At 72.4% G+C, this 25534-nt stretch carries 20 protein-coding genes and 1 pseudogene; 6 read left to right on the forward strand and 15 right to left on the reverse strand.

Going from position 1 to position 25534, the window contains the following annotated elements:
- Positions 1 to 163: 163 nt before the first annotated feature.
- Positions 164 to 1042: an alpha/beta hydrolase gene (locus tag IOD14_RS35920; protein ID WP_123988946.1), complete on the reverse strand. Its 879-nt coding sequence runs from the start codon at positions 1040 to 1042 to the stop codon at positions 164 to 166.
- A gap of 169 nt (positions 1043 to 1211) precedes the next feature.
- Positions 1212 to 2141 carry an anti-sigma factor RsbA family regulatory protein gene (locus tag IOD14_RS35925; protein ID WP_174269299.1) on the reverse strand — a complete coding sequence of 310 codons (930 nt, stop codon included), beginning with the start codon at positions 2139 to 2141 and terminating at the stop codon, positions 1212 to 1214.
- Positions 2142 to 2490: 349 nt separating this feature from the next.
- Between IOD14_RS35925 and IOD14_RS35930 the strand changes: the two genes are divergently transcribed.
- The 3 genes from IOD14_RS35930 to IOD14_RS35940 all read left to right on the forward strand — a co-directional run bounded on the left by IOD14_RS35930 (position 2491) and on the right by IOD14_RS35940 (position 6053).
- Positions 2491 to 3162: an ANTAR domain-containing protein gene (locus IOD14_RS35930; RefSeq protein WP_123988948.1), complete on the forward strand. Its 672-nt coding sequence runs from the start codon at positions 2491 to 2493 to the stop codon at positions 3160 to 3162.
- 572 nt (positions 3163 to 3734) lie between these two features.
- Positions 3735 to 4391 carry a hypothetical protein gene (locus IOD14_RS35935; protein ID WP_249126152.1) on the forward strand — a complete coding sequence of 219 codons (657 nt, stop codon included), beginning with the start codon at positions 3735 to 3737 and terminating at the stop codon, positions 4389 to 4391.
- 129 nt (positions 4392 to 4520) lie between these two features.
- A complete protein-coding gene (locus IOD14_RS35940; RefSeq protein ID WP_123988949.1) occupies positions 4521 to 6053 on the forward strand; it encodes an APC family permease in 1533 nt (510 codons plus the stop codon).
- Between the two features lie 25 nt (positions 6054 to 6078).
- Here IOD14_RS35940 and IOD14_RS35945 read toward each other — a convergent pair.
- Positions 6079 to 6423 (reverse strand): annotated as a pseudogene (locus IOD14_RS35945) (SDR family NAD(P)-dependent oxidoreductase); the annotation flags it as partial.
- 43 nt (positions 6424 to 6466) lie between these two features.
- Positions 6467 to 7972, reverse strand: coding sequence for an MFS transporter (locus tag IOD14_RS35950; RefSeq protein WP_349252449.1), 1506 nt, complete (start codon positions 7970 to 7972; stop codon positions 6467 to 6469).
- On the opposite strand from IOD14_RS35950, the gene IOD14_RS35955 reads away from it, so the two are divergent.
- Positions 7880 to 8980, forward strand: a complete 1101-nt coding sequence (locus tag IOD14_RS35955) for an AraC family transcriptional regulator (protein ID WP_123988951.1) — start codon at positions 7880 to 7882, stop codon at positions 8978 to 8980. The two genes, IOD14_RS35950 and IOD14_RS35955, sit on opposite strands and share 93 nt — an antisense overlap.
- 132 nt (positions 8981 to 9112) lie before the next feature.
- Here IOD14_RS35955 and IOD14_RS35960 read toward each other — a convergent pair whose 3' ends face one another.
- From IOD14_RS35960 to IOD14_RS35980, 5 genes are all read right to left on the reverse strand, one after another.
- Positions 9113 to 10525 carry an aldehyde dehydrogenase family protein gene (locus tag IOD14_RS35960; RefSeq protein WP_212672488.1) on the reverse strand — a complete coding sequence of 471 codons (1413 nt, stop codon included), beginning with the start codon at positions 10523 to 10525 and terminating at the stop codon, positions 9113 to 9115.
- Positions 10522 to 11400: an SDR family oxidoreductase gene (locus IOD14_RS35965; RefSeq protein WP_123988953.1), complete on the reverse strand. Its 879-nt coding sequence runs from the start codon at positions 11398 to 11400 to the stop codon at positions 10522 to 10524. The genes IOD14_RS35960 and IOD14_RS35965 overlap by 4 nt, the downstream gene beginning before the upstream one ends.
- Positions 11397 to 12743 (reverse strand): NAD(P)/FAD-dependent oxidoreductase, encoded by a 1347-nt coding sequence (locus IOD14_RS35970; RefSeq protein ID WP_212672489.1) that lies wholly within the window; start codon positions 12741 to 12743, stop codon positions 11397 to 11399. Before IOD14_RS35970 ends, IOD14_RS35965 begins: the two co-directional genes overlap by 4 nt.
- 254 nt (positions 12744 to 12997) lie before the next feature.
- Positions 12998 to 14473, reverse strand: a complete 1476-nt coding sequence (gene dctA, locus IOD14_RS35975; RefSeq protein ID WP_212672490.1) for a C4-dicarboxylate transporter DctA — start codon at positions 14471 to 14473, stop codon at positions 12998 to 13000.
- Positions 14470 to 15588 (reverse strand): PrpF domain-containing protein, encoded by a 1119-nt coding sequence (locus IOD14_RS35980; RefSeq protein ID WP_123988955.1) that lies wholly within the window; start codon positions 15586 to 15588, stop codon positions 14470 to 14472. The genes dctA and IOD14_RS35980 overlap by 4 nt, the downstream gene beginning before the upstream one ends.
- A 132-nt stretch (positions 15589 to 15720) precedes the next feature.
- On the opposite strand from IOD14_RS35980, the gene IOD14_RS35985 reads away from it, so the two are divergent.
- Together IOD14_RS35985 and IOD14_RS35990 are read left to right on the forward strand one after the other, a co-directional pair.
- A complete protein-coding gene (locus IOD14_RS35985; RefSeq protein WP_123992619.1) occupies positions 15721 to 16629 on the forward strand; it encodes a LysR family transcriptional regulator in 909 nt (302 codons plus the stop codon).
- A 358-nt stretch (positions 16630 to 16987) separates the two neighbouring features.
- A complete protein-coding gene (locus IOD14_RS35990; RefSeq protein ID WP_123988956.1) occupies positions 16988 to 17824 on the forward strand; it encodes a class II glutamine amidotransferase in 837 nt (278 codons plus the stop codon).
- A 22-nt stretch (positions 17825 to 17846) separates the two neighbouring features.
- Here the strand turns inward: IOD14_RS35990 and IOD14_RS35995 are convergent, their stop codons facing one another.
- From IOD14_RS35995 to IOD14_RS36020, 6 genes are all read right to left on the reverse strand, one after another.
- Positions 17847 to 18200: an amphi-Trp domain-containing protein gene (locus IOD14_RS35995; RefSeq protein WP_123988957.1), complete on the reverse strand. Its 354-nt coding sequence runs from the start codon at positions 18198 to 18200 to the stop codon at positions 17847 to 17849.
- 106 nt (positions 18201 to 18306) lie between these two features.
- Positions 18307 to 19875, reverse strand: a complete 1569-nt coding sequence (locus IOD14_RS36000) for a sigma-70 family RNA polymerase sigma factor (RefSeq protein WP_212672491.1) — start codon at positions 19873 to 19875, stop codon at positions 18307 to 18309.
- 244 nt (positions 19876 to 20119) lie between these two features.
- Complete coding sequence (locus IOD14_RS36005; protein ID WP_123988959.1) at positions 20120 to 20575, reverse strand: (2Fe-2S)-binding protein; 456 nt, start codon at positions 20573 to 20575, stop codon at positions 20120 to 20122.
- A gap of 22 nt (positions 20576 to 20597) precedes the next feature.
- Complete coding sequence (locus tag IOD14_RS36010; protein WP_212673470.1) at positions 20598 to 22706, reverse strand: molybdopterin cofactor-binding domain-containing protein; 2109 nt, start codon at positions 22704 to 22706, stop codon at positions 20598 to 20600.
- Positions 22707 to 23037: 331 nt separating this feature from the next.
- Positions 23038 to 24336 (reverse strand): MFS transporter, encoded by a 1299-nt coding sequence (locus tag IOD14_RS36015; protein ID WP_123988960.1) that lies wholly within the window; start codon positions 24334 to 24336, stop codon positions 23038 to 23040.
- Complete coding sequence (locus IOD14_RS36020) at positions 24333 to 25445, reverse strand: PLP-dependent cysteine synthase family protein (protein ID WP_212672492.1); 1113 nt, start codon at positions 25443 to 25445, stop codon at positions 24333 to 24335. The genes IOD14_RS36015 and IOD14_RS36020 overlap by 4 nt, the downstream gene beginning before the upstream one ends.
- Between the last annotated feature and the right edge of the window lie 89 nt (positions 25446 to 25534).

Here is a 25534-nt window from a genome sequence, read left to right on the forward strand (position 1 = left end):
GGGTGGGCCGCGTGATGGGTGGGCGCGTGACGGGAGGGCCACGTGATGGGTGGGCCGCGTGACGGGTGGGCGCGTGACGGGAGGGCGCGTGGCCGCGCGGACCCGCCCGGCCTGGAAACCACCCGCACGGCACCGCGCCCCCGCGGGGCGACCCGCCCGGCCCTCAACCCGCTCGCGCGTCGGCGAGCAGCCAGTCCAGTACGGCGGGCAGGGCGCGCAGTGCGGCGAAGTGGGCCGAGGTGGGTTCCAGGACGGCCGTGGCGCGCGGGATGCGCTCGGCGAGCCAGGAGGCGTGCGAGGCCGGGGAGAACACGTCGTCCTTGCCGTGCCACAGCAGCACCGGCACCTTGATCCGCGCCGGGTCGAACCCCCAGGACGCGGTGAGGGCGAGGGCGTCGTCGATCCAGCCGTACGGTGAAGTGCGCAGCGCCTCACGGTAGTTGCGCAGCAGCATCGAGCGGATGGTGTTGTCGGAGACGATCAGCCGGTCGTCGGCGGTGAGATCCTCGCGCAGCTCCTCCAGCAGGCGGGCGGGATCGCTGCGGATGGCGGCAGAGCGCGGGATGATCACGGCGGCGAACCGCTCGGGGTCGGTGGCGGCCGTGCTCAGGGCGGCGACGTTGGACGGCGCCATGCCCGCGTACCAGTCCAGGCCCTCGGCGTCGCGCGGCGCCCAGCCCACCAGCGCCGCCGCCCTGGTGACCCGGTCGGGCAGCAGCGCGGCGCAGGCGAGGGCATGCGGGGCTCCGGCGGAACGGCCGGCCACCGCGAACCGGTCCACTTCGAGCGCGTCGGCCACATCGGCGACGTCCTGGGCCACGTCGGCCACCCGGCGGCGCGGCATCCGGTCCGAACCGCCGTATCCCGGCCGGTCGTAGCTGATCAGCCGGGCACCGCGCTGGTGGAGGAACATCGAGCGGGGTTTGGGGCCCACCCGGCTGCCCGGCATGCCGTGCAGGAGGAACACGGGGCGTCCGTGCGGATCCCCCGAGACCTCCACCCGTAACCGTCGTCCGTCCGCCGTGCGCACATGGTCGGGCACCGCCGCGCTCCCCCCACCCGAGGCCTTGACCGGGCCACGCTGCTCCGAACCCTGCCCACACGGGGACACGGCGAAACGAATTCGCAGGTCAAACGGCGATCGGGGCCGGGGAAAGCGGCGCAGTTCGGCCACTGGGGCGAGCTCGCGCCGTGTGTGCGCGTGACGGCCGTCAGAGGGCGAACCAGAAGCGGACGGTGGTGCCGTCCGGCCCCGTGTGCACCCGTACGAGATCGGCGACGAGGTTGACGATGAGCAGGCCGCGACCGCCGTACTGGTCCCGGGTGGGCGGCCGGCGCCCGGCCAGCAGGTCGGTGAGGTGACCCCGGTCGCGGACCTCGCACACCACGTACCCGTCCTCGGCCCACACCCGGAGAAGTCCCGAACCACCTCCGTGCACCACGCTGTTGGTGGTCAGCTCGGCGACGGCCAGCGCCAGGTCGTCGAGCCGGGGCCGCACGAGTCCGAACCGCTCGGCCGCGTCGGAGGCGAAGTGCCGGATCTCGCCGAGCACATCGGCGACGAAGGCGTGGGCCGGCACGTCCGGGGCGGGCGGCAGCGGGGCGTTGTAGCGGGCGTGCACGCCCTCGAAGTCGTACCGCGGGCTCTCCTCCTCACGCCCGGAGCCGGCGTCGACGACCACGGGGTGGGTGGCGTAGGCGTCGGCGACGACCTGAGGGTCGAGGCGGCGAGTGTCGTACGGGCACAGGATGGTGACCTCGCGGCCCTGGAAGGCGGCGTTGATCAGCGCCTCGTGCTGGACGCAGGCGGGGTACTCGGTCGCCGAGCGGCCGGCCCAGATCGGTTCGCCGACGATGCTCACCCGGGTGCCGGACGGCTGGGCGTCGGCGAAGGCGCGCAGCACTCCCGGGATGATCCGGCCGGGGTTGCGCCCGGCCTCCCGCATGTCGAGGAACCGTACGGCCTCCCCGGCGCCGATCTCCGCCTTCAGCAGCCCCAGTCTCTCGGCGGGCACGGCCACGGCCACGGGCTCGCCCGCGGCGAGCGCCTTGCGGACGAACGGCACCACTCCGGCCAGGTACTCCTGCTCGTCGCGGTAGAACAGCGCGGGATGCACGAACGGCTCCGCGGGTCCGGTCACGGCGTTCACAGCGGCGTCACCACGTGCCCGCCCGCCGGAGGCCCGCGCCCCGGCGCCTCGTACCGGATCTCCCCACCGATTCCCCACCTGCTTCTCCGCTGAACGGACACTCTCCCTACCGATACGTCTCCCCTCCCGAAACGTCTCCTGTCAAGACCTGTACGAGACCGCGCTTACCCCCGGAGCGCGCCCGGCATTCCCCTGCGGGCCGGGTGTACTCCCCGACGGGCGGGGCAGGTGGATCCCGGCACCGTCGGATCCCGCACCGCCACACCCACGGAAGGGAGCGGAATCCGGCGGCAATCGGTGACTCAACGTCGTGACGACTGTGGGGAGCAGCGAGACGGACATGAGCTCAGCGACACACACCTCGCTCGCAGGGCGACTGAACACCCTGACCATCGACGGCACCGTGGAGGGGGGCAGGGCCGTCCTCGTACCCCGAGGCGACCTGATCCACGGCTGTGCGGACACCCTGGCCAGAACCCTGGCCCGGCTGCCGGACGACACCGTCGAGGTCCATCTGGACATGTCCGCCGTCGCCTTCATGGACACGACGGGGCTGCAGTTCCTGGAGGTCCTCGACACCTACGGCCGCCGCCGGCGCGCACGGGTGACGGCGACCGGCTGGGGCGAACAGCCGCAATGCGTACTGGAGATGGCCGGTCTCGATCCCGACGATCCGCTGCACGGCCCCGGGACGCTCCGTGAGCCGGTGCCCACCGTGGTGATCCTGGAGCGTGCCCAGCAGCTGGACCTGCTGCGCACGGAGGTCGAACAGCTCCGGGAGGCGATCCTCACCCGGCCGGTCATCGACCAGGCGCGCGGGGTCCTGATGGCCACCCACGCCTGCTCCCCGGACCAGGCGTGGAACGTGCTGCGGGAGGCCTCCCAGCTCTCCAACACCAAGCTGCGCAAGGTCGCCGCGGTGGTCACGGCCGGTGCCGGGGGCGATGGGCCGCTGCCCCCGCCGAAACTGCGCGAGGCGCTGCGGACGGCGATAGACCGTTGTCTGAACTGAACTGAACTGAACTGAGCTGAACCGACCTGAACCGGCCTGAACCGGCCTGAACCGGCCTGATCCGAAAGTCGGTTGCGGGGGTCCTCCCCTCAGTACGGCAGGAGTCGTCCCGACGGTGTCCTGCGGTCGATCTCGGGCTGGCGGGTGTCACGGGAGGACGAGGGCCGACGGCTGACGCGAACGCGGATCTGGCGGTTCATGGCGCCCTCCTCGGGCCTGGATTGCTGTTCCCCGACACGAACCAGCCTCGCCCTCGAGACCCGCCCGCACATCATGCCCACGAAGGCACCTGTCCTGCCTCCCCGGGACGACCGCACCGCCTGCCGCTACTCCCGGGGGAGGAGAACTACCCCCGAGAAGACCCGATCAAGCCTTGCCCGACGGACGCACAGGAACACCGGACCGCGCGCAGGCGCACACTGGAGGGGCACGGCGGCCGGGGCCGGGTCCCCGCGGTCGCCCAGCGGCAGCACCGACCGGCCCGGTGGCCGGGGACGCCACGGACATCACGGCCGCCGCGGACGCCACGGACGCCACGGACGCCACGGACGCCACGGACGCCAGGAGGGGCCATGCGCACAGGCACAGCGCCGGACGCGCCCGCGCCCCGCGCCGCAGGGCGGCCCGATCTCGCGGGGTGGCTCGATGTCGCGGGGTGGCTCGACGCCGCCCGGCGGCTCGCTGCCGCAAGGGGGCGCGCTGCCGTACGAGGGCGCGGAACCCGGCTGCGGCTCGGGGTCGTCCGCATGCTCGTCGCCGTGCGGCCGCTCCTGCGGCCCCGTCGGCCGGCCGCCCCCGTCCGCCCGTCGCGCCCCGACCAGTTGCGGGCGCTCGTCGCGGTCCTGGACGAGGCGGTGGCCGCGCAGACGCCGGCCGACCAGGCGGTGGCCGCGTGCGGTGAACCCGGTCCGGTGTCGAACGGGACGGCACGGGACTGCGGGCGGCAGAGCATCACGCTGCACCGGCTGCGCACCCGGCTCCAGGACCTCGGGACCACCGAGCCGGACCTGGTCGCGGCGCAGGCCCGCGCGGCCCGGCTGCTCGCCTACGACCTGTGGATGCTGCGCGCCTCGATGAACCTGACCTGCACCGTCCGCCCCGTCGACCGCACCGAGGCGGCCCGCCTGCGCCTCAACGGCCTCGGCCGCCCCGCGGACGACCTGCGCCGGCTGCGCGACACCCTGCGCACGGAGCTCCGGGACCGGCCCGGCGGCGGGAAGTCCCTCTGACGGGAATCATCCCCGTTCAATTTCGGCAATACCCGGTCAAGACTTGCCAATGAACGCTTGTGAGCCTGTGCGGGTGACGCCGATCATTGGCCGAATTCCGCCTGTCCCGCTCATCCGCAGGAGCCCCTGGTGACCGCTGGCCCCCTGATCACCGAGCCGGCCGGCCCGCCGGCGGCAGCCCAGTCGGAGCGGCAGAAACTGCGCAAGCACTTCGGCCGCTTCGACATCCTGTTCTTCCTGCTGTGCACGATTGTCGGCGTCGACACCATCGGCACGGTCGCCTCGTCCGGCGCGGAGGCGTTCACCTGGCTCATCGTGCTGGCCCTCGTGTTCTTCGTCCCCTCGGCGCTGCTCACCGCCGAGCTCGGCGCCGCCTTTCCCGACGAGGGCGGCCCCTACATCTGGACCAGCCGCGCCTTCGGCCGCCTGGCCGGCGCGGTCAACAACTTCCTCTACTGGATCACCAACCCGGTGTGGCTGGGCGGCACCCTGTCCGTCTCCGCCGTCACCGCGTACACGACCTTCTTCAACGACGGCAAGGACCTGAGCACCCCCGCCTTCTACGTCTTCACCCTGCTGTTCGTCTGGATCGGCGTCCTCGCCGCGATCCTCTCCTTCGACGTCGGCAAGTGGATCCCCACCATCGGCGCCTGGAGCCGCTTCCTCCTGCTCGGCCTGTTCACCGTCACCGTCGTCGTCTACGGCGTCCAGCACGGCCTGCACGGCTTCGGGCTCGGCGACTTCTCCCCGACCTACGCGGGCTTCGTCGGCCTGGTGCCCGTCCTGATGTTCAACTTCGTCGGCTTCGAACTGCCCAGCACCGCGGGCGACGAGATGACCGACGCGCAGAAGGACGTGCCGTACGCCGTCTTCCGCAGCGCCGCCCTCTCCGTGCTGCTCTACGCCCTGCCGATCCTCGGCATCCTGCTCGTCCTGCCCGTCAAGGCCATCACCGGCCTCGGCGGTTTCATCGACGCGATCCGGCAGGTCTTCACGGTCTACGGCGGCCATGTCGCCGGCGACGGCACCGCCACCCTCAGCGGGGCCGGGAGCGCGCTCGGGGACCTCGCCGCGATCCTGTTCATCCTCACGGTGCTGTCCTCGGGCGTGACCTGGGTGATGGGCTCCGACCGCGCCCTCGCCGTCTCCGGCTACGACGGCGCGGCCCCCCGCTTCCTCGGCGTCATATCCAGCCGTTTCGGCACCCCGGTCCGTGTCAACATCCTCAGCGGGCTGGTCTCCACGGTGGTCCTGGTCCTGGCCCACGAGCTCACCGACGGCAGTGCGGCAAAGCTCTTCGGCGCGGTCCTGGGCTTGGCCGTCTCCACGACCCTGGTCAGCTACCTGGGCATCTTCCCGGCGCTGGCGGTACTGCGCCACAAGGCCCCGGAGGTCCCGCGTCCCTACCGGGCTCCGGCGCCCCTGGCCATCAGCATCGTGCTCACCCTGCTCGTCCTGTACGCCTGCGTGCAGTTGGTCGCGCCGGGCGCCCCCTTCAACTGGTTCAGCTCCTCCTACGCCCCGGACGGCTGGAGCCACGCCGAGCGCGGGAAGTACCTGCTCACGGAGCTCGTACCGCTCATCGGGTTCATGCTCCTCGGCGTGCTGTTCTGGGCGCTGGGCAGGCCCACCCGCAGGGCGGAGGCGGACGCGGCACGGTGACGGCGTGCTCGCGACCGGTTCGATGTCACCAGGGGACCACGCCGTCGTCCTCGAAGAACGAACCGGTCGGGCCGCCGTCGGGCAGCGTGGCGAGCCGGATCGCCGAGGCCGCGCCCTGCTCCGGGGTGCGGGATCCGTGGAAGCCGTTGAAGTCGGTCGCGACCAGGCCCGGGCAGGCGGCGTTGATCAGGATGCCCGTACCGGCGAGCTGCCGGGCGTACTGCACGGTGACGGCGTTGAGGAACGACTTCGACGGCGCGTAGGCCGCCATGACCGGGCCGATCTCGATGTCCGGGTCCGCCTGGCGGGTCAGGGAGCCGACGGAGCTGGAGACGTTGACGATGCGCGGTGACGCCGAGCGTCGCAGCAGGGCCGTCCTTCCCTGAGCCCACCGGCTCGTCCCCGGCCGTTTCTCACAGCGCCTCGGGGACGACCTCCCTTCGGACCGGGTTCGAAGGGCGGGTGAAATGGCGGGCGGCGGCCGGCACGAGGACCGCCAGAGCGGCCGGTACGGCGTAGGCCAGACGGAAGTGTCCGGTGGAACCGAGCAGCCCGCTCACGGCACCCCCGGTGACGACGCCGACGTAGTTGAAGAGATTCAGGCGGGCCAGGACCGCCTCCGCGGCCGTGGGACTCAGCCGGGCGGCGGAAGCGAGGCACAGCGGAGCCAGGACGGACGCGCCGAGCCCCACGGCCCCGGCCGCGAGCACGGCGAACGGCCAGCTCGGCGCCGCTGCCAGAGCCGCCAGGGCGCTCCCGGCCAGCAGGGCCGCCCCGCGGACGACGGTTGGCGCTCCGAGGTTCTGCACGAGCCGGTCGGCAGCGGCTCGGCCGATGACGGTGCCGGCCTGGTAGGCGGCGTACGCCAGTGGCGCGACCGTGAGGGAGGCGGCGAGGGTCTGGCGCAGATAGACGGACGACCAGGCCGAGACCGTGGAGTCGATGACATAGACGACCAGGAGAACCAGGCCGAAGGGCAGGAGCCGGACCCATGGACGACGTCCGGGCGACGGCTGCCCGGCGTCCGCGAGGGTCCGAGGCGCGGGGAGGGCGTGGGTGCGCATCGCCGCGACGAGCAGCAGGACGATGCCCGCCTGCAGTGCCAGGCCGCCGGCCACGGGCCACCCCAGCCGGGCCACCCCCGCAGTGAGCAGCGCCGCGACCACTCCGCCCGCGCTCCACGCCGTGTAGAAGGAGCCGAAGACACTGCGGCCGTAGGCGCGTTCGACCTCGGCGGCCCGGGTGTTGACGCCTACGTCGAGGGCGCCGACGGCGAGCCCGAACAGGACGTACGCGCAGACGGCGGCGGCCTGGCCGGGGGCCCAGCCGATCAACAGCAGCGCGACGGCCGCCGCCGCCATGGCGCCGCGCGTCGTGGCGACGGGTCCGGCCCGGCGGATCGCGGCCAGCCCCAGGAAGCTCCCGCCCCCTGCCGTCAGCGCCACCGCGACCATCAGCGCGGTCGTCAGGAGCGGAGCCATTCCCAGGCGCTCGGTGACGGCCGGAACGGTCGTGTACACGGCCGCGACGCAGGCGCCCTGTGCGGCGAACGCGATCGCGGCGACCCGCCGGGCGGCGGCCCTGGAGACCGGGTGCCCGCACTCGGAGCGGGGTGATGCGTTGAAGGACATGATGGTGCCCCGCCTTCGATTCCTGTGTGCGTGGGAACGGCCGGCCGGTCGATGCGGGCAGGTCGCGGCAAACGTAGCCGGGGCCCCGGACGCGAACGCAGGACGCGGGAGGCCGTAGAAGGGACTCCGGAGGCCAGCAAGGCGACCGGTGCCGCCCGGCCGCCTACAGTGGTCGCCCAGGAGAAGGTGAGTGCGATGCCCCCTGCGTCCCCCGCATCCCCCGCGTCCCGTGCCCCCGACCCCGCGAAGCCTCCGGGGACCAGCCGCAGCACCTCGGCGACGATCCAGCCGAACATCCTGTGGTACCTCGTCGCGGTCGCCGACGAGCGCGGTCTCGACCTGCGGCCCCAGCTCGAACAGGTCGGTCTGGACGAGACGGTCATGCGCTCGGGTGCGCTGCGGGTGTCGTACCGGCAGGGCAGCGCGGTGATCCGTCGCGCGCTGGAGCTCACCGGCGACGAGCACCTGGGGCTGCGCGTCGGAGCGGCGCAGCACCTGACCGCCTGGGGCCTGCTCGGCTTCGCGCTGATGGCCGACGACACCCTGCGGCACGCCATCGAGACGGGAGTGCGGTACCAGAACCTGTCCGGGGCGATGGTGGTGTGGTCGGCCGGTGTCGCCGAGGAGGACGGGGCCTTCGTGCTGCGCGCCGATCTCCCCGACCCTGCCATGGACCCGGCGGTCGCCGTGTTCCTGTCCGAGGAGGCGTTCGCCTCCGTGGTCACTCTGTCCCGGCTGACCGTCGGCCCGGCCTTCGCGCCCCGAGCGGTGGAGTTCGCCTGTCCGCCGCCGCGCCGGAGCGAACCGTACGGCGCCCTGTTCGGCTGCCCGGTCCGCTTCGGCGCCCCGGCCAACCGCATGGTCATCGACCCGGCCTGGGCCCGGGCCCGGATGCCCGGCCGGGATCCGGTGACCTACGCGTCGACGCTGGAGCTGCTCGACGCGCAGCTGGCCGCGCGCCGCGACCAGCAGGATCTGCTGGAGGTCCTGGAGATCTCCGTCGCCCAGAGCCTCCCGGCGATCCCCTCGTTCGCCGAGCAGGCCCGGCGCCACGCCACGAGCGAGCGGACGCTGCGCCGCCGGCTGGCCGACTGCGGCACGACGTACGAGGCGCTCGTCGAGGGAGTGCGCCGGGAACGCGTCGAACAGCTGCTGCTCCGCCCGGAACTGACGCTCCGCGACATCGCCCGCCGGGCGGGTTTCTCCGACGAACGCGCGCTGCGCCGCGCGGTACGCCGCTGGCACGGCACCTCCCCGGTACAGCTGCGCGAGCGGATGCGCACGGAGCGCCGGTGAGGGCCCGGGGCCGGGGGTGAGGCCCGGGCCCTCACCGGAGTCGACGGGGGCGGCCCCGGTCAACGGGTGCGGCCCGGCTCGACGATGGCGGCCCCGGTCAACGGGTGCGGCCCGGCTCGACGGCGGCCCCGTTCAACGGGTGCGGATCCAGACCGTCTTCTCCCTGGTCCACTGGTCGAAGGCGTTGGTGGACTTCTCCGCGCCACCGAACCCGGACTGCTTCCAGCCGCCGAACGGGGTGGTGATGTCGCCCTCGCTGTAGGCGTTCACGGAGATCACCCCGGCCTCGATGCCGCGGGCCAGCCGGCACGCCCTGTCGAGATCGCGGGTCCACACGGACGCGGCGAGCCCGTACTCGGTGGCGTTGGCCATGCGGACCGCCTGGTCCTCCGTGGTGAAGGTCTGCACGGTGACGACCGGGCCGAACAGCTCCCTGGTCAGGACGTCACTGCCGGCGGGGGCGCGGGTGATCACGGTGGGCGGGTAGTAGGCACCGTACGCGGGCAGACCATGGGGCAGTCCCCCGCTGTGGATCCGGGCACCGCCGGCCCGGGCGGCGCCCACGGCTGCCGCGACCCGGTCGAAGGCGGCGCGGTCGACGAGCGGCCCCAACTGTGTGCGGGGGTCGGCCGGATCGCCGGTCACCAGGTGCCGTGCCGCCGCCGTGAACCGGTCCAGGACCTCGTCGGCGATGCTCTCGTGGACCAGGACACGAGAGCCTGCGGTGCAGTTCTGCCCCGTCGTCAGGAACGCGGCCTGGATCATGTCGGCGATGAGTTCCTCCCCGTAGGCGAGCGCGTCGGCCATCAGCACCTGGGGGCTCTTGCCGCCCATCTCCAGCGAGACGCGCTTGAAGTTGCTGTCGGCCGCGTACTTGAGGACGCGGCGCCCTGTCGCGGTGGACCCGGTGAAGGAGAGCGCCCCCACGACGGGGTCACGGGCGAGGGCCGCCCCGGCTTCGGACCCGTGTCCGGGCAGCACGGTGAGCACCCCGTCCGGCAGACCGGCCTCGGCGGCGAGCACGGCCAGGTGCAGGGCCGAACGCGGGGTCGCCTCGGCCGGCTTGACCAGCAGGCAGTTCCCGGCGGCCAGCGCGGGACCCACCTTCCAGGCCGTCATGGCCAGCGGGTAGTTCCACGGCAGGATCGCCGCCACCACCCCGACCGGTTCGCGGCTCATGAGCCCCAGGCCGCCGGACCCGCCCGGCGCGACACGGCCGAAGACCTTGTCGGCCGCCTCGGCGAACCAGCGGATCGACTCGATCGCGCCCGGTACGTCGCCCGTACGGCACTCGGTGATCGGCTTGCCCGCGTCCTCGCTGTCCAGCCGGGCCAGGATCTCGGCGTCGCGTTCCATGAGGTCGGCCAGCCGCAGCAGGACCGCGGCGCGTTCCCGGACCGGCAGCCGCGACCACTGCCCGGTGTCGAAGATCTGCCGGGCCCGCTCGGCGGCCTTGGCGACGTCGTCGGCGCTCGCGGCGGGCAGTGTGGTGATCGGCTCCCCGGTGGCGGGGTTGACGACCTGGAGGGTGTCGTGGGCGGTCATGCCTCCTCCACCAACTTCCATTGTCCGTCGACCTGTTGGGCCAGTCCGCGGTGCCGGAGCTCCTCGAGGTAGCGGGCCATGCCGCGGTCACCGCGCTTCAGGAACAGGGGGAAGACCTTCGGCAGCAGGTTCGGCACGAGCATCGCGAGCCGCACGAGGCGGGACTCGCCGGGGCGCGGGTAGGCCTCCAGGCGGGGCCGGTCGAGCAGGCTCACCACGGCCGCGACGACATCGGCGGGCTGCTGGGGCCGGTCCTGGAACTGCATCGAGTTGCCGCCGTCCACGGCCTCCTGCCGCAGCATCCGGGTGTCGGTCGCCGACGGCAGCACCGAGCCGGCCAGGATCCCCTTGCTCCGCAGGTCGAGGCCGATGGCGAGCATCGCGCCGCGCAGCCCGAACTTCGAGGCCGTGTAGATCGGGGTCTCGCCCAGCGGGAAGATCCCGCCGAGCGAGACGGTGGTGACCACCCGGGCGTCCCCGGACGCCTTCAGCAAGGGGATCGCGATCCGGGTGGCGACCAGCGGCGAGGTCAGGTTGAGGGCGATCTCCCGCTCGATGCTCTCGACACTGCGCTCGTCGAAGCGTTCCGCGCTGGTCATGCCCACGTTGTTGACCAGCACGTCGAGGCGGCCGTAGGTGTCGGCGACCAGCTCGAACAGCCGCTCCACCCGCGCTCGGTCCAGGAGGTCGCAGCCCACACCCGTGTGCCCGGCGCCCGGGAGCTCTGCGGCAACCTTCCGGGCCCGGGTCTCGTCGATGTCGACGACCACACAGCGGGCCCCGCCCTCGGCGAACCGGCGGCACAGAGCGCTGCCGATGCCGCCCGCACCGCCCGTCACCAGCATGACCTTGCCCGGGAAGTCGAACCCGCTCACGCCGCCGCCTCCGCGTGCCGCGGGGACCGTACGGGCGGCGGCTGTCCCTCGGTGCGCCAGCCCATGTCGCGGGCGACCTTGCGAAGGTACTTCACGACGGCCCCGCCGTCGACGTAGCCGACGTGGCGGGGCGAGTCGACGAAGGTGAGTCCGCCGGACAGATCGGGGCGGTCCGCGCGGATCATCTGGGCGAAGCGCTCCGCGTTCCGCAGCCCCTGCCGGGCGTCGTCAAGGTAGCCGGCTATCAACTGCGCCTGCGCGTCGAAGAGTTGGTAGGCGCCGGAGTTGGTCTCGATGAAGCCGACGCCGAACAGGCCGTGGTGCTCGCGCGAGAACGACGACAGGTAGAGGTCGGGGTGCTGCTCGTCGCCGAAGTACTTCTGCGCGACCGGCACCTTGTGGACATAGCCCGTGGCCAGCAGGATCAGATCGAATTCGTCACTGCTGCCGTCGGTGAAGCGCACGGTCCTGCCCGCGGTGTCGGCGATGCCGGGCCGGGCGGTGATGTCGCCGTGCTGGAGGTGGTGGATCAGCATCGAGTTGACGGCCGGGTGGGTCTCGAACAGCCTGTGGTCCGGCTTCTGCAGGCCGAGGCGCGTCGGGTCGCCGTTGAGGATCCGCAGGAGGGCGCCGAAGAGCCGCTGCTCCAGCCACATCGGCAGTTTCGGGCCGCCGGCGGCGATGGTGTCCACGGGCCGGCCGAACAGGTGCTTGGGGATGAACCAGTAGCCGCGCCGCATGCTGATCACCGCGTGGTCCGCGCTGCGGGCCGCGTCGCACGCGATGTCGCACCCGGAGTTCCCCGCGCCGACGACCAGGACCCGCTTGCCGCGCAGCTCCTCGGCGCCGCGATAGCCGACGGTGTGCCGGACCTCTCCGCTGAACCGTCCCGGCAGTTCGGGGATGTTGGGGTGCCACTGCGAACCCGTGCACACCACGACCTGCCCGTGCACGCTCTGCCCGCCGTCGGACGTGGTGACGGTCCAGGTGCCGTCCGCGTTCTTCGCGACGTTCTCGACCGCCGTACCGAACTCGATGCGCTCCGTCAGCCCGTACGCGTCGGCGAAGGACGTCAGGTACGACAGGATCTGCCGGTGCGGCGGGTAGTCCGCGAAGTGGTCGGGCATCGGGAAGCCGCCGAAGCCCGACAGGGTTTTGCTGGAGATGAAGTGGGCCGACTCGTACATCGGGCTGCCGGGGTTGTCGATGTCCCAGATGCCGCCCGGCCCCGAGTGCCGCTCGAGGTGGGTGTACGGCAGGTTCCGCTCCGCCAGGGCCCTGGCGACCGCCAGCCCGGCGGGTCCCGCCCCGATCACACACGTATCCGACTGGCTTCGCTCCACGGACCTGCCTCCTCGTAGCTCCCGCTGCACGGGACGGGTGTTGCAGGAAACGTACGCAGCCGCCGTCCGAGGTGAACTGACCCTCGCGGCCAGGGACCGGACCTCAGCGGCCGCGCCGCTTCCGGGCCGTCGCCGTCACCGGTCCCGCCGTCGTCACCGGTCCCGCCGTTGTCACCGGTCCCGCCGTCGTCCCGGGCGAGCACGCGAAGAAGCCGGTCCGGAGCCCGCGCTCCGGACCGGCGGTACGGGATGGGTCAGCCCGCGGCGGGCACGGGCTCACGGCCCGCCCCGGTCGGCGCCTTCGGATCGTCCTCGACCGCCCCGGCTGCGGTCTTCGGTTCGGCCTCCTCGACCGCCCCGGGGTGCGGGTCGGACGTCGGTCCTGCCTGCGGCCCGGGGGTGTGGTCGCCCTCGGGCACGGCGGTGAACGGGATCTCGCCGCGCAGGACGGCCCTGGCACGCTCCTCGTCCAGCTGCCCCTCCCACTTGGCGACCGCGAGCGTGGCGACGCCGTTGCCGACCACGCTGGTCAGGGCGCGGGCCTCGGACATGAACCGGTCGATGCCGAAGATCAGGGCCAGCGCGGCGACGGGCACGTGCGGCACGGCGCTGAGGGTGGCCGCCAGGGCGATGAAGCCGGAGCCGGTCACCCCGGCCGCGCCCTTGGAGGTCAGGAGCATGACGGCGAGCATGGACAGCTGCTGGGTGAGGCTGAGGTCGATGCCGAGGGCCTGGGCGAGGAAGACCGAGCCCATGGTCAGGTAGATGGCGGTGCCGTCGAGGTTGAAGGAGTACCCGGCGGGCAGCGTGATCCCGACGACCGGCTTCGAGGCGCCGGCGTGCTGGAGCTTGGCCATCATGCGCGGCAGCACCGGCTCGGAGGACGAAGTGCCCAGGACGATCAGCAGCTCCTCCTTGATGTAGCGGAGGAAGGGCAGCAGGCGCAGGCCGTTGACGCGCATGACGGTGCCGAGCACGACCAGGACGAAGAACAGGGCGGTGAGCCAGAAGGAGCCGACCAGCAGGAAGAGGTGGCGCAGGGTGTCGAGGCCGTAGTTGCCGATGGTGAAGGCCATGGAGCCGAAGGCACCGATGGGGGCCAGCCGCATGATCCAGCGGATGAGCGTGAACAGGACCCTGGAGAGCTTCTCGATGCCCTGGGTGAGCCCCGCGCCCGCCTCGCCGGCGGCGTTCAGGCCGAAGCCGAACAGCACCGAGATCAGCAGCACGGGCAGGATCTCGTGGCCGGTCAGCGCGCTGAGCAGGGTGTCCGGGATCATGGCGAGCAGGAACGCGGAGAGGCTCTCGTGGCTCGCGGTCGCCTCCGGCGGCAGCCCCTTGGTCGACAGGGTGGAGGGGTCGACGTGCAGTCCGCTGCCGGGCTGGACGACGTTCACGACGACCAGCCCGATCACCATGGCGACGGTCGTCAGGACCTCGAAGTAGATCAGCGCCTTGAGACTGACCCGGCCGACGGCACGGGCGTTGCCCATGGAGGCGATGCCGTGGACGACGGTGCAGAAGATGACGGGCGCGATCATCATGCGGACCAGCGCGATGAACCCGTCGCCCAGCGGTTTGAGATCGGCCCCGAACGACGGCCACAGCCAGCCGACGGCGGCCCCGGCCAGGACGCCGATCAGGCACTGGACGTAGAGCAGGGACAGCAGCCTGCGCAAGCGGCTCGGCGGTGCGTCGACGGTACCCGGGGCGGCGTCGTTGCGGCTCATGCGGGGCGTCCTTCCAGGACGGGAACGAGGAGTTCGGCTCGGGCGATGCGGCGGGCGGCGCGGTGCAGCAGCACCGTGGGGGACGCGCCCTCCCCCGCGGGGACGGCTCGGGCGGTGATGACACCGGCCGGGGTGCCCAGGCGCAGCGTCCCGTCGGCGGTCTGCCGGGCGACGCGGTGGGCGAGGGTGCCGGGTGTGGCGGCCGCGGTGGCCAGGGCTACGGCCGAGGTGAGGCCGATCGCCGGGTGGGGTGCGTGCATGGAGACCATGCGGACGGCCAGGTCGTACTCGTCCTGTGGGACGAGGGTGCCATCGGTGGTGCGGTAGGCGACAGGGCGGGCGACCACTCCGACCTTCGGGACGGCGTGGCTGACGGGGTCGCTCTCCTGGACCAGTCCCATGGCCAGGGCGGCTTGCCGGCGCAGCACGGTGAGGGCGGGCACCGCCGTGGCGAAGTCGGCGAGGGACTCGGTGCCGTCGAGTCCGAACGCCTTGGCCTCGAACAGCGCCGCCGGGGCGCCGGCGTCGACCAGGGACGCCTCGACGGTGCCGGTGGGCCCGGTCAGCGTGTCCAGGGCGTGGCCGGTCGGCAGGGCCCGGCCGGTCGACGTACCGGCGGGGTCCTCGAAGCCGAGGAGCACCGGCACGCCGAGCGCGGCGGTGCCCGGCACCCGGGCCGTCCCGGCGTCGGGGGCGGTCCGCCCCGGGGTGGGGATGGTGCCGCTGAGCCGGGCTCCGGTGTTGATGTTGAGCATCCGCACCGTGGTCGAGTCCGAGGTGACGGGCACCAGTTGGTTGTGGACGGCGTACAGGGCCACGGCGGTGGCGCAGTTGCCGCAGTTGCTGGTCCACTCCACCCGCGCGTCGCCGATGCCGACCTGTGCGAAGGCGTACTCGACGTCGACGTCCGGCTTCGTCGAGGCCCGGACGATCGCCGCCTTGGAGGTGGTGGAGGAGGCACCGCCGACGCCGTCGATCTGGCGGGGGTCGGCGGCGTTGTAGGCGGCGAGCAGCAGGGTGTCGGCGTCCACGCCGGTCGCCACCACGTCGTGGTGGTCGAAGATCCAGCACTTGCTGGTACCCCCGCGGATCATCTCGCCCTGCAGACGCAACACAACAGACTCCTCGTGGAAACCCCGACGGCACTTCCGTGCGGGCTGCGATCCACAGTGGGCGCGGGCAGCGTGAAGTACAATCTCGGAAATCTGCATGGGTATTAAGCTGAAGTGAACGCTGGAGGTGGCGAGATGCTCGACGTCCGGCGCATCCTGCTCTTCGCCGAGGTCGCCCGCCGGGGTTCTGTCACGGCGACCGCGCGCGCCCTCAACTACACGCCGTCAGCGGTGTCGCAGCAGGTCGGGCGCCTGGAGGCGGAGGCAGGACAGCCCCTCCTGGAGCGTCACGCGCGCGGGGTCACCCTCACCGACGCGGGGCGTGCGCTGGCCGAGCGAGGAGAGCGGATCAAGCGCGAGCTGACGGCCGCGGAGAACGAACTCGCCGACTTCGCGGGACTGCGCGCGGGCACGCTGCGCGTCGGAACCTTCCCCACCGTCGGCGCCTCCCTCCTCCCCCGGGCCGTGATCGCCTTCCGCCGGACGCACCCCGACGTACGGCTGACGGTGCGCAGTTCCCGGATCGCGGGGCTGTGGGCGATGCTGGAGAACCGCGAGATCGAGATGTCCCTGATGTGGGACTACGACTGGAACCGCATCGACCGCGAGGACATCGTCGTCACCTCGCTCGTCGACGACCCTCCGGCGCTCCTCGTCGGCGCGGACCACCCCCTCGCCGGCCGCGCTTCGGCCGCCCTCGCCGATTTCGCCGACGACGCCTGGATCACCCGTGCGGAGAACCACCCGGTGGCCGAGGCCCTCGCCCGCAGCTGCCGCACGGCCGGTTTCGAGCCGCAGATCGCCTACGAGGCCCACGACTACCAGGAGGCCCAGGCCATGGTCGCCGCCGGTATCGGCGTCGCCCTCGCCCCCACCCTGGCCCTGGAGGGCATCCGAGGAGGCGTCAGCGTCCTGCCGCTGCTGCCCCCCGCCCCGGTGCGCCGCATCCTCCTCGTCCGCATGAGCGACCACGCCCTGACCCCGGCCGCCGAGGCCTTCGTGGGCTTCCTGCGGGACAGCGCGGCGGTCGCCGGGGGGCGCTGACGGTCATGGCGGCGGTCGCCGGGGAACGCTGACGGTCGAGGCGGACGGACCCGGTCGGCCTGCGGGAACGGGTCGCATCCTGCCCGGAAGGCATCCTGCACACGGCACCCCGGAGACAGGCCCCAGCCCGCAGGGCGGCGACCTGGTACGGCCACGGCTCCCGCTCGGCACGCCCGGCCGTACGCTCCAGCCCGTACGCGCCGCACGCCTCCACCGCCGCAGTCCTGGCTGCCTCTCATCATGTTCGCCCTCGGGGCGTCCGGTCCGCGCCCGCTTGGCGGCGCGGTGCGAGGGGGGCGAAACTGGGGGCAGGACAAGAGCCGCCCGCAGGTGCAGGCAGGAACACAGGTGATCGTTCATGTGCCGATGGCTCGCTTATTCGGGAACACCCCTGCTTCTCGACACCATCCTCTACAAACCGGCCCACTCGCTGATCGATCAGAGCCTCCACTCCAGACTGGGTGTCGAGACGACGAACGGCGACGGTTTCGGCGTCGGCTGGTACTCGGAGGAGAGCATCGCCACCCCGGCCCTGTTCACCGACGTCGGCCCCGCCTGGAACAACCGCAACCTGAGGGAGCTAGCGGACCATGTCCGCTCCCCGCTGTTCTTCGCCCACATACGGGCGACGACCGGCACGGCGGTGCAGCAGACGAACTGCCACCCGTTCCGGCACGGCCGCTGGATGTGGATGCACAACGGCGCCATCGCGGACTATCACCTCGTACGCCGCGACCTGTCCCTGCTCGTCGACCCCGCGCTGTACGCCGACATCGAGGGGACGACGGACTCGGAGCTCATGTTCTACCTGGCCCTCACCTTCGGCCTGGACGAGAACCCGCCGGAGGCGGTGGCCCGGATGGTGGGAGCGGTGGAGCGCAGCGGCCGCGACCACGGTGTGGAGTTCCCTCTGCAGATGACGATCGGCGTGACCGACGGCGAACGCGTATGGGCCTTCCGCTATTCGAGCCAGGGCACTTCCCGGTCGCTGTTCTACAGCACCCGCGTGGACACCCTGCGCAAGCTGCACCCCGATGCGGCCTTCCTGCGGGAGGTGTCCGACGACACCCGGCTCGTCGTCTCCGAACCCCTCGGTGACCTGCCCGGCGCCTGGAACGAGGTACCGGAGAGCACGTACGGCGTCATACAGTCCGGAGCCGAGGAGCTGTACCCCTTCGTCCCGGAACCGGCCTGACACATCGACCGTCCGTCTCCCGTCAGCCGGTCTTGCCCCTCCTGGCGCCCGTACCCCTACCGCCGGGCTTGGCGGGCCCGCTCTTCTTCCTCGCTGCCGTGGCCTTCTCCGTGGCGGCGGCCGGTCGGGAGGGTGCTGTCCGGGCCGGTGCGGTCGACCACTTGAACTCGATCTCCAGCTCGATCTCCCCGTCACCGACCTCGACCTCCACCTCGGTGCGCAGGTCGTCGGGAATCCGCAGGCTCAACGTGGTTCCGGAGCCGAGTTCCAGTTCGGCCTCCCCGCCGTCCCTCAGCGCGGCCGCGAGCGCTTCCAGCCGATCAGCCGCCTCGATGCGCGACAGCGAGCTCTTCTGCTCGAACTTGAGATCCTTCACGGGTGCCTCCCATGCGGGACGAACACGACATAACGCCAATTCTGCGGCAACGCGCGGGATCGGACATCCCCGCGCTTCCCGCGCCGGTCATGAGCGGGGTTCGGTGTCAGGTCCAGGGCGCCACGAGGACGAAGGAGCGGCTGGCCCGGTACGCGGCCGTGTTCTGGGCGGGGTCGAGCCACAGCTGGAGGTTGTCCCGGTGGCGCAGGTAGCGGCCGGGGTAGTTGTACGACTCCAGGGAGACCGATCCGGCCGTGGAACCGGAACGGGGACAGAAGGTGGCGTCCTTCCGGAAGAGGGCGGAGGCGTCGTCGGTGTCCAGCCGGAGGCGGAAGGCGTAGTGGCGCAGATACCTGCCCGTGGCGTCCCTGAGCGAGTAGCAGTGGGGGTCGGCCAGGCCGGGCACGAAGGTGAAGGTGGCCGCCTGACGCGCGGCCTCGGAGCTGGTGGCGCCGACCGGCCCCAGGATGCCGAGCCGGTCCGACTGGCTCGCGTAGTCACCGGGGTGGTCGACGGACCGCAGGGCATGCCGCCCCGAAACGCGCGGCTCGGCCGTCGTCACCGGGGCCGCTTTCGGCTCAGGCGTCGCGGTCGCGGTCAGGGTCGGGGTCGGCGAGTCGGACGTTCGCGGGGACGTCGGCGGGGTCGAGGTGCCCGGCGACAGCGGGGCCGCCAGGGCGGGCCGCGGGGCCGGCTCGTGCGATCCCGTGGCGGCGTACCAGGCCACTCCGGCAGCCGCGAGCGTGACGGCAGTCGCGGCTGCCGCCGCCGCGGGCTTGGCGGCCAGCCGGCCGATCGTCCGCGCCGTACGGCTCGCACCGCCTGCCGTACGGGTGCCTGCGCCGACGCCCGCCCCGGCGGATCCCGCCCCCAGCGTCCTGGCCAGCACCAGTCCGGCCAGACCGATGGGCACCGGCACCAGCGCGAGTCCTGCCAGCAGCCCCTCCGCCGGTATCAGGTCGGACGCGCTCCGCAGGCACTGCGGACAGTCGCGGACATGGCGTGCCAGCCGCTTGCGCCACAGTCCGGACGGCCGCCCGTCCCACGAAGCGAGGACGGCGGCCAGGTCCGGGCAGCGCGGCGAGGCCGTCACGGCCCGTACGACGGTGCGCGCCGTCTCCAGTCGTTCCTTGACCCGCTGGACCCGGACCGCGGCGTGCTGCGGTGTGAGGCCGCAGGCCGCGGAGAGCTCGCCGCGGGTCAGTTCACCGGCGCTCTCCATCCACCACAGCGCGAGCATCTCGCGCTCCTCGTCCTCCAGCCAGCGGGTCGCCTCCACCGCCTCACGCCGCTGGCCCGACAGCGCGAGCCGAAGAATCGCCAGGTCGGCGAAGTCGGGCTGCGGCTCCGCCTCGGCGGCGTCCTCCAGGGGCTCCGCGGTGAGCCAGGTGCGCCCTGTGCGCCACCGGTCACGGATCTGCCGCACGGTGATGGCGACGAGCCAGGACCGGAACCGCTCCGGCCGCTCCAGTCCGGGCAGGCCGTCCAGGACCCGCATCATCGTCTCCTGGACCACGTCGTCGACGTCGCCGTGCCCGTTCAGCGCCCGTCCGACGATGTTGTAGACCAACGGCAGACAGTCCCGTACCAGCTGTTCCGAGGCCTGCCGGTCCCCGGCCCGCGCCGCCACGACGACGGCGACGTCCGGCCGTTCCCGAGTGTCCCGCGAGCGCACCCCGTCCCACCCGTCCCCTCGCCTGCCGATGTGTCGAGGCGACAGTGTGCCAGGAGGTCGACGCGCTCACCGAGCCGGTGCGGGCGCCTCCTGCTGCCGGACGACGGCCCCCGCCTCCTGCTGCCGGACGAGCGCGCCCACCGCTCCACGAGCGCGCGCGGTTCCCACGACGGCCGCGGCACCGGAGCGGGCGGGCGGGTGACCCTCACCGACGCCCTGGCCCCCATGCCCCCACCGCCGACCGTCAGCCGTTCGCCGCGGCCTTCTTGATCGCTTCGCGGATCCGGGAGTAGGTACCGCAGCGGCAGACGTTCTCGATGTCGTCGATGTCGGCGTCCGTCGGGTGGGGCGTCTTCTTCAGCAGGGCCACCGCGGCCATGATCTGACCCGGCTGGCAGAAGCCGCACTGCGCCACATCGCGCTCGAGCCAGGCCTGCTGCACGGGATGCAGCCTGTCGCCGTCGGCCAGGCCTTCGATCGTGGTGACCTCGCGGTCCGCACAGTCCGCGACCCGCACGACACAGGGCTGGATCTCCTCGCCGTCGAGGTGGCTCGTACAGGCACGGCAGACGCCCACGCCGCAGCCGTACTTGGGTCCCGTGACGTTCAGCATGTCCCGCAGGACCCACAGCAGCGGCATGTCGGACGGGGCCTCGACGGTGACCTGCTTCCCGTTGAGGAGAAAGGAGTAGGAGGGCATCGGCACCTTCTCGGAGGTCGGGTCAGAAGTTGAGCGGGAAGCGGCGGGGCCTGGAACCGGTCGCCCGGGCATAGGCGTTGGCGACGGCACCGGCCGCGGCCGGGACGCCGAGTTCGCCCGCCCCTCCCGGTTCCCGCCGGGAGGGCATGATGTGCGCCTCGAAGCGCAACGGGGCGTGCCGCTGGCGGGCGTAGTGGAAGTCGGCGTAGCTGCTCTCGCGGACGGCGCCCCGGTCGATGTGCAGTCCGGCCCGGAGGACGGTGGAGATGCCGTCGATCGCAGTGCCCATGAGCTGGGCCTCAAGTCCGCGCGGGTTGACGGCCGTTCCTACGTCGGCCGCCATCACCACCTTGGTCACCCGAGGGTCTTTCGGGTCGGTGGCGTCGATCTCGACCAGGCAGGCCACGCAGGAGCCGTACTCCTCGTGGACGGCGACGCCCTGTGCCCGGCCCGCCGGCAGTTCCCGGCCCCAGTGACCGGCGTCCGCGACCTTGTCGAGCACGGCTTTGACGGCCTTGTTCCTGAGGGTGGTGCGCCGGAAGGCGATCGGGTCCTTTCCCAGGCTCCTCGCGACCTCGTCGACGACGATCTCCTCAGCGGTCCGCATCGTCCCCGAGTCCACCGACCGCCAGGCACCGAGGGGCATCGCCAGTTCGACCGATCCCGAGTCCCCGGACACACGGCCGAAGTTGTACAGGCCGCTGTCGCTGGGCAGCGGGCCGGAAGCGGGTGCGACGGCCGGCGTCACCGTGATGCCGGTGTTCCCCTGGGCGGACAGGTTCTGCCCTTCGTACGACTCGCTCACCGAGGCCATCACGTGGGTGAACGCCACCACCCTGCCCCGTGCGTGGCTGGCCCGGATCCGGTGGTGGCTGGCCGGGCGCATCCGGCCGTGCCGGATGTCGTCGGCGCGGCTCCACATCAGCTTGACCGGCCGGCCCGCCGCCTTCGAGATGAGGGCGGCCTCGATCGCGGCGTCGTGGTTCAGCCGCCGGCCGAAGGAGCCGCCGCCTCGTACGACGTGGACCTTCACCTTCGAGGCGGGCAGCCCGACCGCGGAGGCGATGCTGTCCCGCGCGTCCATCGGCGTCTGGGAGGAGAACCAGATCTCGGCGTGGCCCGCACGGACGTCCGCCACCGCGGTCAGCACCTCCATGGGGGCGTGGCCGACGAAGGCGAACTCGAACTCGCCCTCCGTCTGCGCCGTTCCGCCCGGCGGGTTGCCGAGCCGGGGGACGGCGGCCCGCAGCCGCGAGCGGATCGCGGCATCGGAGAGCGCCGCGAGCGGGCCCGGTGCCCAGGTGATCCGCAGGGCGTCCCTCGCCTGGAAGGCGTGGTGGAAGGACTCCGCCACCACGGCGACCCCACCGGCGACCTTGACGACGGCGTGCACGCCCGGCATCGCGCGTGCGGCCCGGGAGTCGACGGAGACGAGCCTCCCGCCGAGCGTCGGCGGCCGGGCCACCACGGTCGGCTTCGCTCCGGCCACCGCCAGGTCCCCGGCGTACCTGGCCTTGCCGGTGACGATGTCCCGGGCGTCGATCCGGGTCGTCGGCCGCCCGATCACCCGGTGCCGGGACGGGGGCTTGGGCTTGCTCGACACGGCCGGCCGGGTGATCCGGGCGGCGCTCGCGGTGAGCGAACCGAAGGTGGCGGAGCGCCCGTCCGGTGCGATCACCCTCGTGTCCCGGGTGCGCAGGTACCGCGCGGGAAGGTGCCAGCGTCTGGCAGCCGCGGTCACCAGCTTGGCGCGCGCCAGAGCGGCCAGCTCACGGGCCGGACCGTAGAGCGAACTCACCGAGCTCGAACCGCCGGTGAACTGGTTGCCCTTGGCCCGGGCGTCCGCGAGCGGGATGTCGACGTCGGCGAGCCGGGCGTCCAGCTCCTCGGCGATCATCATGGCGACCGCGGTGGTGACGCCCTGGCCGACCTCGACGCGCGGCAGTCGTACGACGACCCTGTTGGCTTCGGTGACTTCGAGGACCAGCATCTCCTCGTCGGCACCGGTCACCAGGACGTCGGACGGCCGGCGCGGGGCGGCCGCGGTGGGCTCGGCGCCCTCCGCGGGCGCCGCGTCACAGCCGAGCGGCGCGGCGACGGTCAGCGTGGATGCCGCGAGCGAGTAGACCACGAACTTCCTGCGGGACCACTGACGGGCCACTGAACGCTCCTCTCCGAGAATCCCGGCGGTTCGACTGGTATGAGGGAGCAGCGGCCTTCGGGGTTGTCTGCGGGAGCCGAGCTGCCCGGATCGTCTGAGCGGTCAGGCTCCGCCCGCCCGGACACGGCCTGCGGGACATCGTGAACGCGATCCAGGGGTGGACCTCGCCGGCATTCCGTGGCGGTTGTCCGGTTCCGGGGCTTCACAGGCGGCCGGAGACCCGTTGTGTCCTCCTGAAGTTGTCGTGGGGCGGGGCGAGCGGCGTTGAGCCCCTCGCCCCGCCCCGAGGACAGGTTCTGCGTCAGACCGCTGCCTGCTGAGGCTCAGGAGCCTCGTGGGTCAGGCGGCCGGCCCTGTGCAGCCCGTAAAGGGACCCTGCACACACCAGCCCCAGAGACAGCAGCGCCAGCCAGGGCAGCGCGGACATGCCCGCCGACCGCGCGGCGTCGAGGGCCGCCCCGGTGAGCAGGTTGCCCAAGGTGATGCCGACGCCGCAGATGGTGTTGTAGAGGCCGTAGTGCGTGGCGACGAGGCGGTCGCCCGACAGTCGGACGATCGTGTCCATCTCGAAGGGGTACGCGATCATCGTGCCCAGGGCCAGCAGCAGCGCGGCCAGCGTCGGCGGGACGGCGGCGAGCAGCCGGCGCCCCAACCCCTCGTCGGGCACCGGCACGGCCGTCGCCGCGAGCAGAGGCACGAACGCCACGCCCATGCACAACAGCCCCCAGGCCAGGGCCTGTCCGGGCTCCAGCCGCTCCTTGCACCATGCGGTCACCCGGGTCTGGCCGAAGATCGTGGCCAGTCCCGAGGCCGCGAACAGTACTGCGACGGCCGCGGTCCCGAACTCGCCGTCGCCGCCCAGGCGTCGTACCTCCAGCGGCAGCGCCAGATAGACCTGGAAGGACAGGACGTACGAGCCGATCATGGCCGTCGAGAAGAGCAGGAACGCGCGGTTGCGCAGGATCCCGCCCCACTGGGACAGCACACGCTCCCGCGCGCCGGACTTCGCGTTCGACGCGTCGTCCGCCCGTCGAGCGGGCAACGAGCGGATCTGTACGACGCTCAGCACCGCGAAGACCGCTGCCGATACGAGGCAGGTGATCCGGAAGTCGAAGCCGGTCAGCAGCATCCCCACCAGCGGGCCGAGCAGGATGCCCGCCTGGTAGAAGACGTTGAAGAGGGCGAACGCCTCGACCCTGCGCTCCCCCGCGTCGGCCGCGAGATAGGCACGCACCGCCGGGTTGAACAACGCCCCCGCGAAGCCGGTGGCCGCCGAGGCGGCGAGCAGCGCGGGAACCGAGTCGACCAGACCGAGCGTGGCGAAGCCCACTGTGCGCAGCACGCACCCCGCGACGATCAGCGGCTTGTAGCCGAAACGATCCGCCAGTGTGCCGCCGATGAGGAACATGCCCTGCTGGCTGAAGTTCCGTACGCCCAGGATGAGTCCGACCAGCCAGCCGGCCAGCCCGAGGGAGCCTGACAGGTGGGCGGCCAGGTACGGCATCAGCATGTAGAAGCCGAGGTTGATGGTGAACTGGTTCACCATGAGCAGTTGGACGCTCCGCTCGTAGGAACGGACCTGCCTGAGCGTCGCCTTCACCGCGCCGCCCCGCCTTCGGCACCGGCCGCCTCGGCCCTCGGGGAGAGCGGATCACCGACCCTCGTGCAGCGGGTCCAGCGGGTGACCTCCTTCTCGTCGGGACGGCCGACGATCTCGGGTTCGGGCGCGGGAATGACGCCCGACAGCCCTTGCTCGGCGCAGTATTCGTCGTCGTAGACCGTCTCCAGGTACCGCTGGGGCCCGTCGGGAAAGATCGCCACGATACGGGTGCTCGCAGGTGTCGTGCGGGCGAGCCAGCCGGCCACGAGCGCGACCGCGCCGACGCTCCAGCCGCCCGTGGCGTAGTGCGAGGTGGCCAACTGCCTGCAGGCCCAGACGGATTCGCCCGGTGCCACCCAGTGCACCTCGCTGAAGTTCTCGTAGGCGACGTTGCGTGGGTAGATGCTGGAGCCGAGGCCGCGCATGAGACGGGGTCGGGCGGGCTGGCCGAAGATGGTCGAGCCGACGGTGTCCACGCCCACCAGTCGCATGCCGGGGTACAGCTGGCGCAGGACGCGCGAGATGCCGGCCGAGTGGCCGCCTGTCCCGACGCTGCAGACCAGTACGTCGATGTGGCCCAGCTGCGAGGCGAGTTCGAGGGCCAGCGGGATGTAGGCGGAGACGTTGTCCGGGTTGCTGTACTGGTCGGGGCACCAGGCTCCGGGGGTCCGCGTCAGCAGTTCGGCCACTCGGTCGCGGCGAGCCTGTTGCCAGCCGCCGGTGGGGTGCGGCTCGGGGACCATGTCGACGGTGGCGCCGTAGGCCGTGAGCAGCCGGGTCATGGACGGTTCGAGGCCCGGGTCGGTGACCAGGGTGACGGGATGGCCGTAGACCATGCCGGCCAGGGCGAGGCCGAGGCCCAGGGTGCCGCTGGTCGACTCGATGATCGGCCGTCCCGGCTGCAAGTCGCCGCGGGCTCGGGCCCGTTCGACCATGTGCAGTGCGGGGCGGTCCTTGATGCCGCCGGGGTTGAAGCCCTCCAGCTTGGCCCAGAAGCCGCGGTCGGGCGGGGAGAAGGGCTGGGATACGCGCAGAACAGGGGTGTTGCCGACCAGCCCGGAAAGGGTGGAGCCGGCGGGGGTGAAGTCACTCGTGGTCAGAGAGTGCATCAGTTTCGCTCTCGTTCGATGCGGACGCGTGCGGTTGCTCATCTCGCGCGCCTGCGGATACGCGGCGCGCGGCGGTCCGGCCGAGGCCG

Origin of the sequence: Streptomyces sp. A2-16, assembly GCF_018128905.1 — a bacterium.
GTDB lineage: Bacteria > Actinomycetota > Actinomycetes > Streptomycetales > Streptomycetaceae > Streptomyces.

What these genes read in the sequence shown, in the direction of transcription:
- IOD14_RS35930 (WP_123988948.1), top strand. Translation starts at nt 2,491, where the DNA reads ATGAGCTCAGCGACACACACCTCGCTCGCAGGGCGACTGAACACCCTG.
- IOD14_RS35935 (WP_249126152.1), top strand. Translation starts at nt 3,735, where the DNA reads ATGCGCACAGGCACAGCGCCGGACGCGCCCGCGCCCCGCGCCGCAGGG.
- IOD14_RS35955 (WP_123988951.1), top strand. Translation starts at nt 7,880, where the DNA reads ATGCCCCCTGCGTCCCCCGCATCCCCCGCGTCCCGTGCCCCCGACCCC.
- IOD14_RS35960 (WP_212672488.1), bottom strand. Translation starts at nt 10,525, where the DNA reads ATGACCGCCCACGACACCCTCCAGGTCGTCAACCCCGCCACCGGGGAG.
- dctA (WP_212672490.1), bottom strand. Translation starts at nt 14,473, where the DNA reads ATGAGCCGCAACGACGCCGCCCCGGGTACCGTCGACGCACCGCCGAGC.
- IOD14_RS35985 (WP_123992619.1), top strand. Translation starts at nt 15,721, where the DNA reads ATGCTCGACGTCCGGCGCATCCTGCTCTTCGCCGAGGTCGCCCGCCGG.
- IOD14_RS35990 (WP_123988956.1), top strand. Translation starts at nt 16,988, where the DNA reads ATGTGCCGATGGCTCGCTTATTCGGGAACACCCCTGCTTCTCGACACC.
- IOD14_RS36005 (WP_123988959.1), bottom strand. Translation starts at nt 20,575, where the DNA reads ATGCCCTCCTACTCCTTTCTCCTCAACGGGAAGCAGGTCACCGTCGAG.
- IOD14_RS36020 (WP_212672492.1), bottom strand. Translation starts at nt 25,445, where the DNA reads ATGCACTCTCTGACCACGAGTGACTTCACCCCCGCCGGCTCCACCCTT.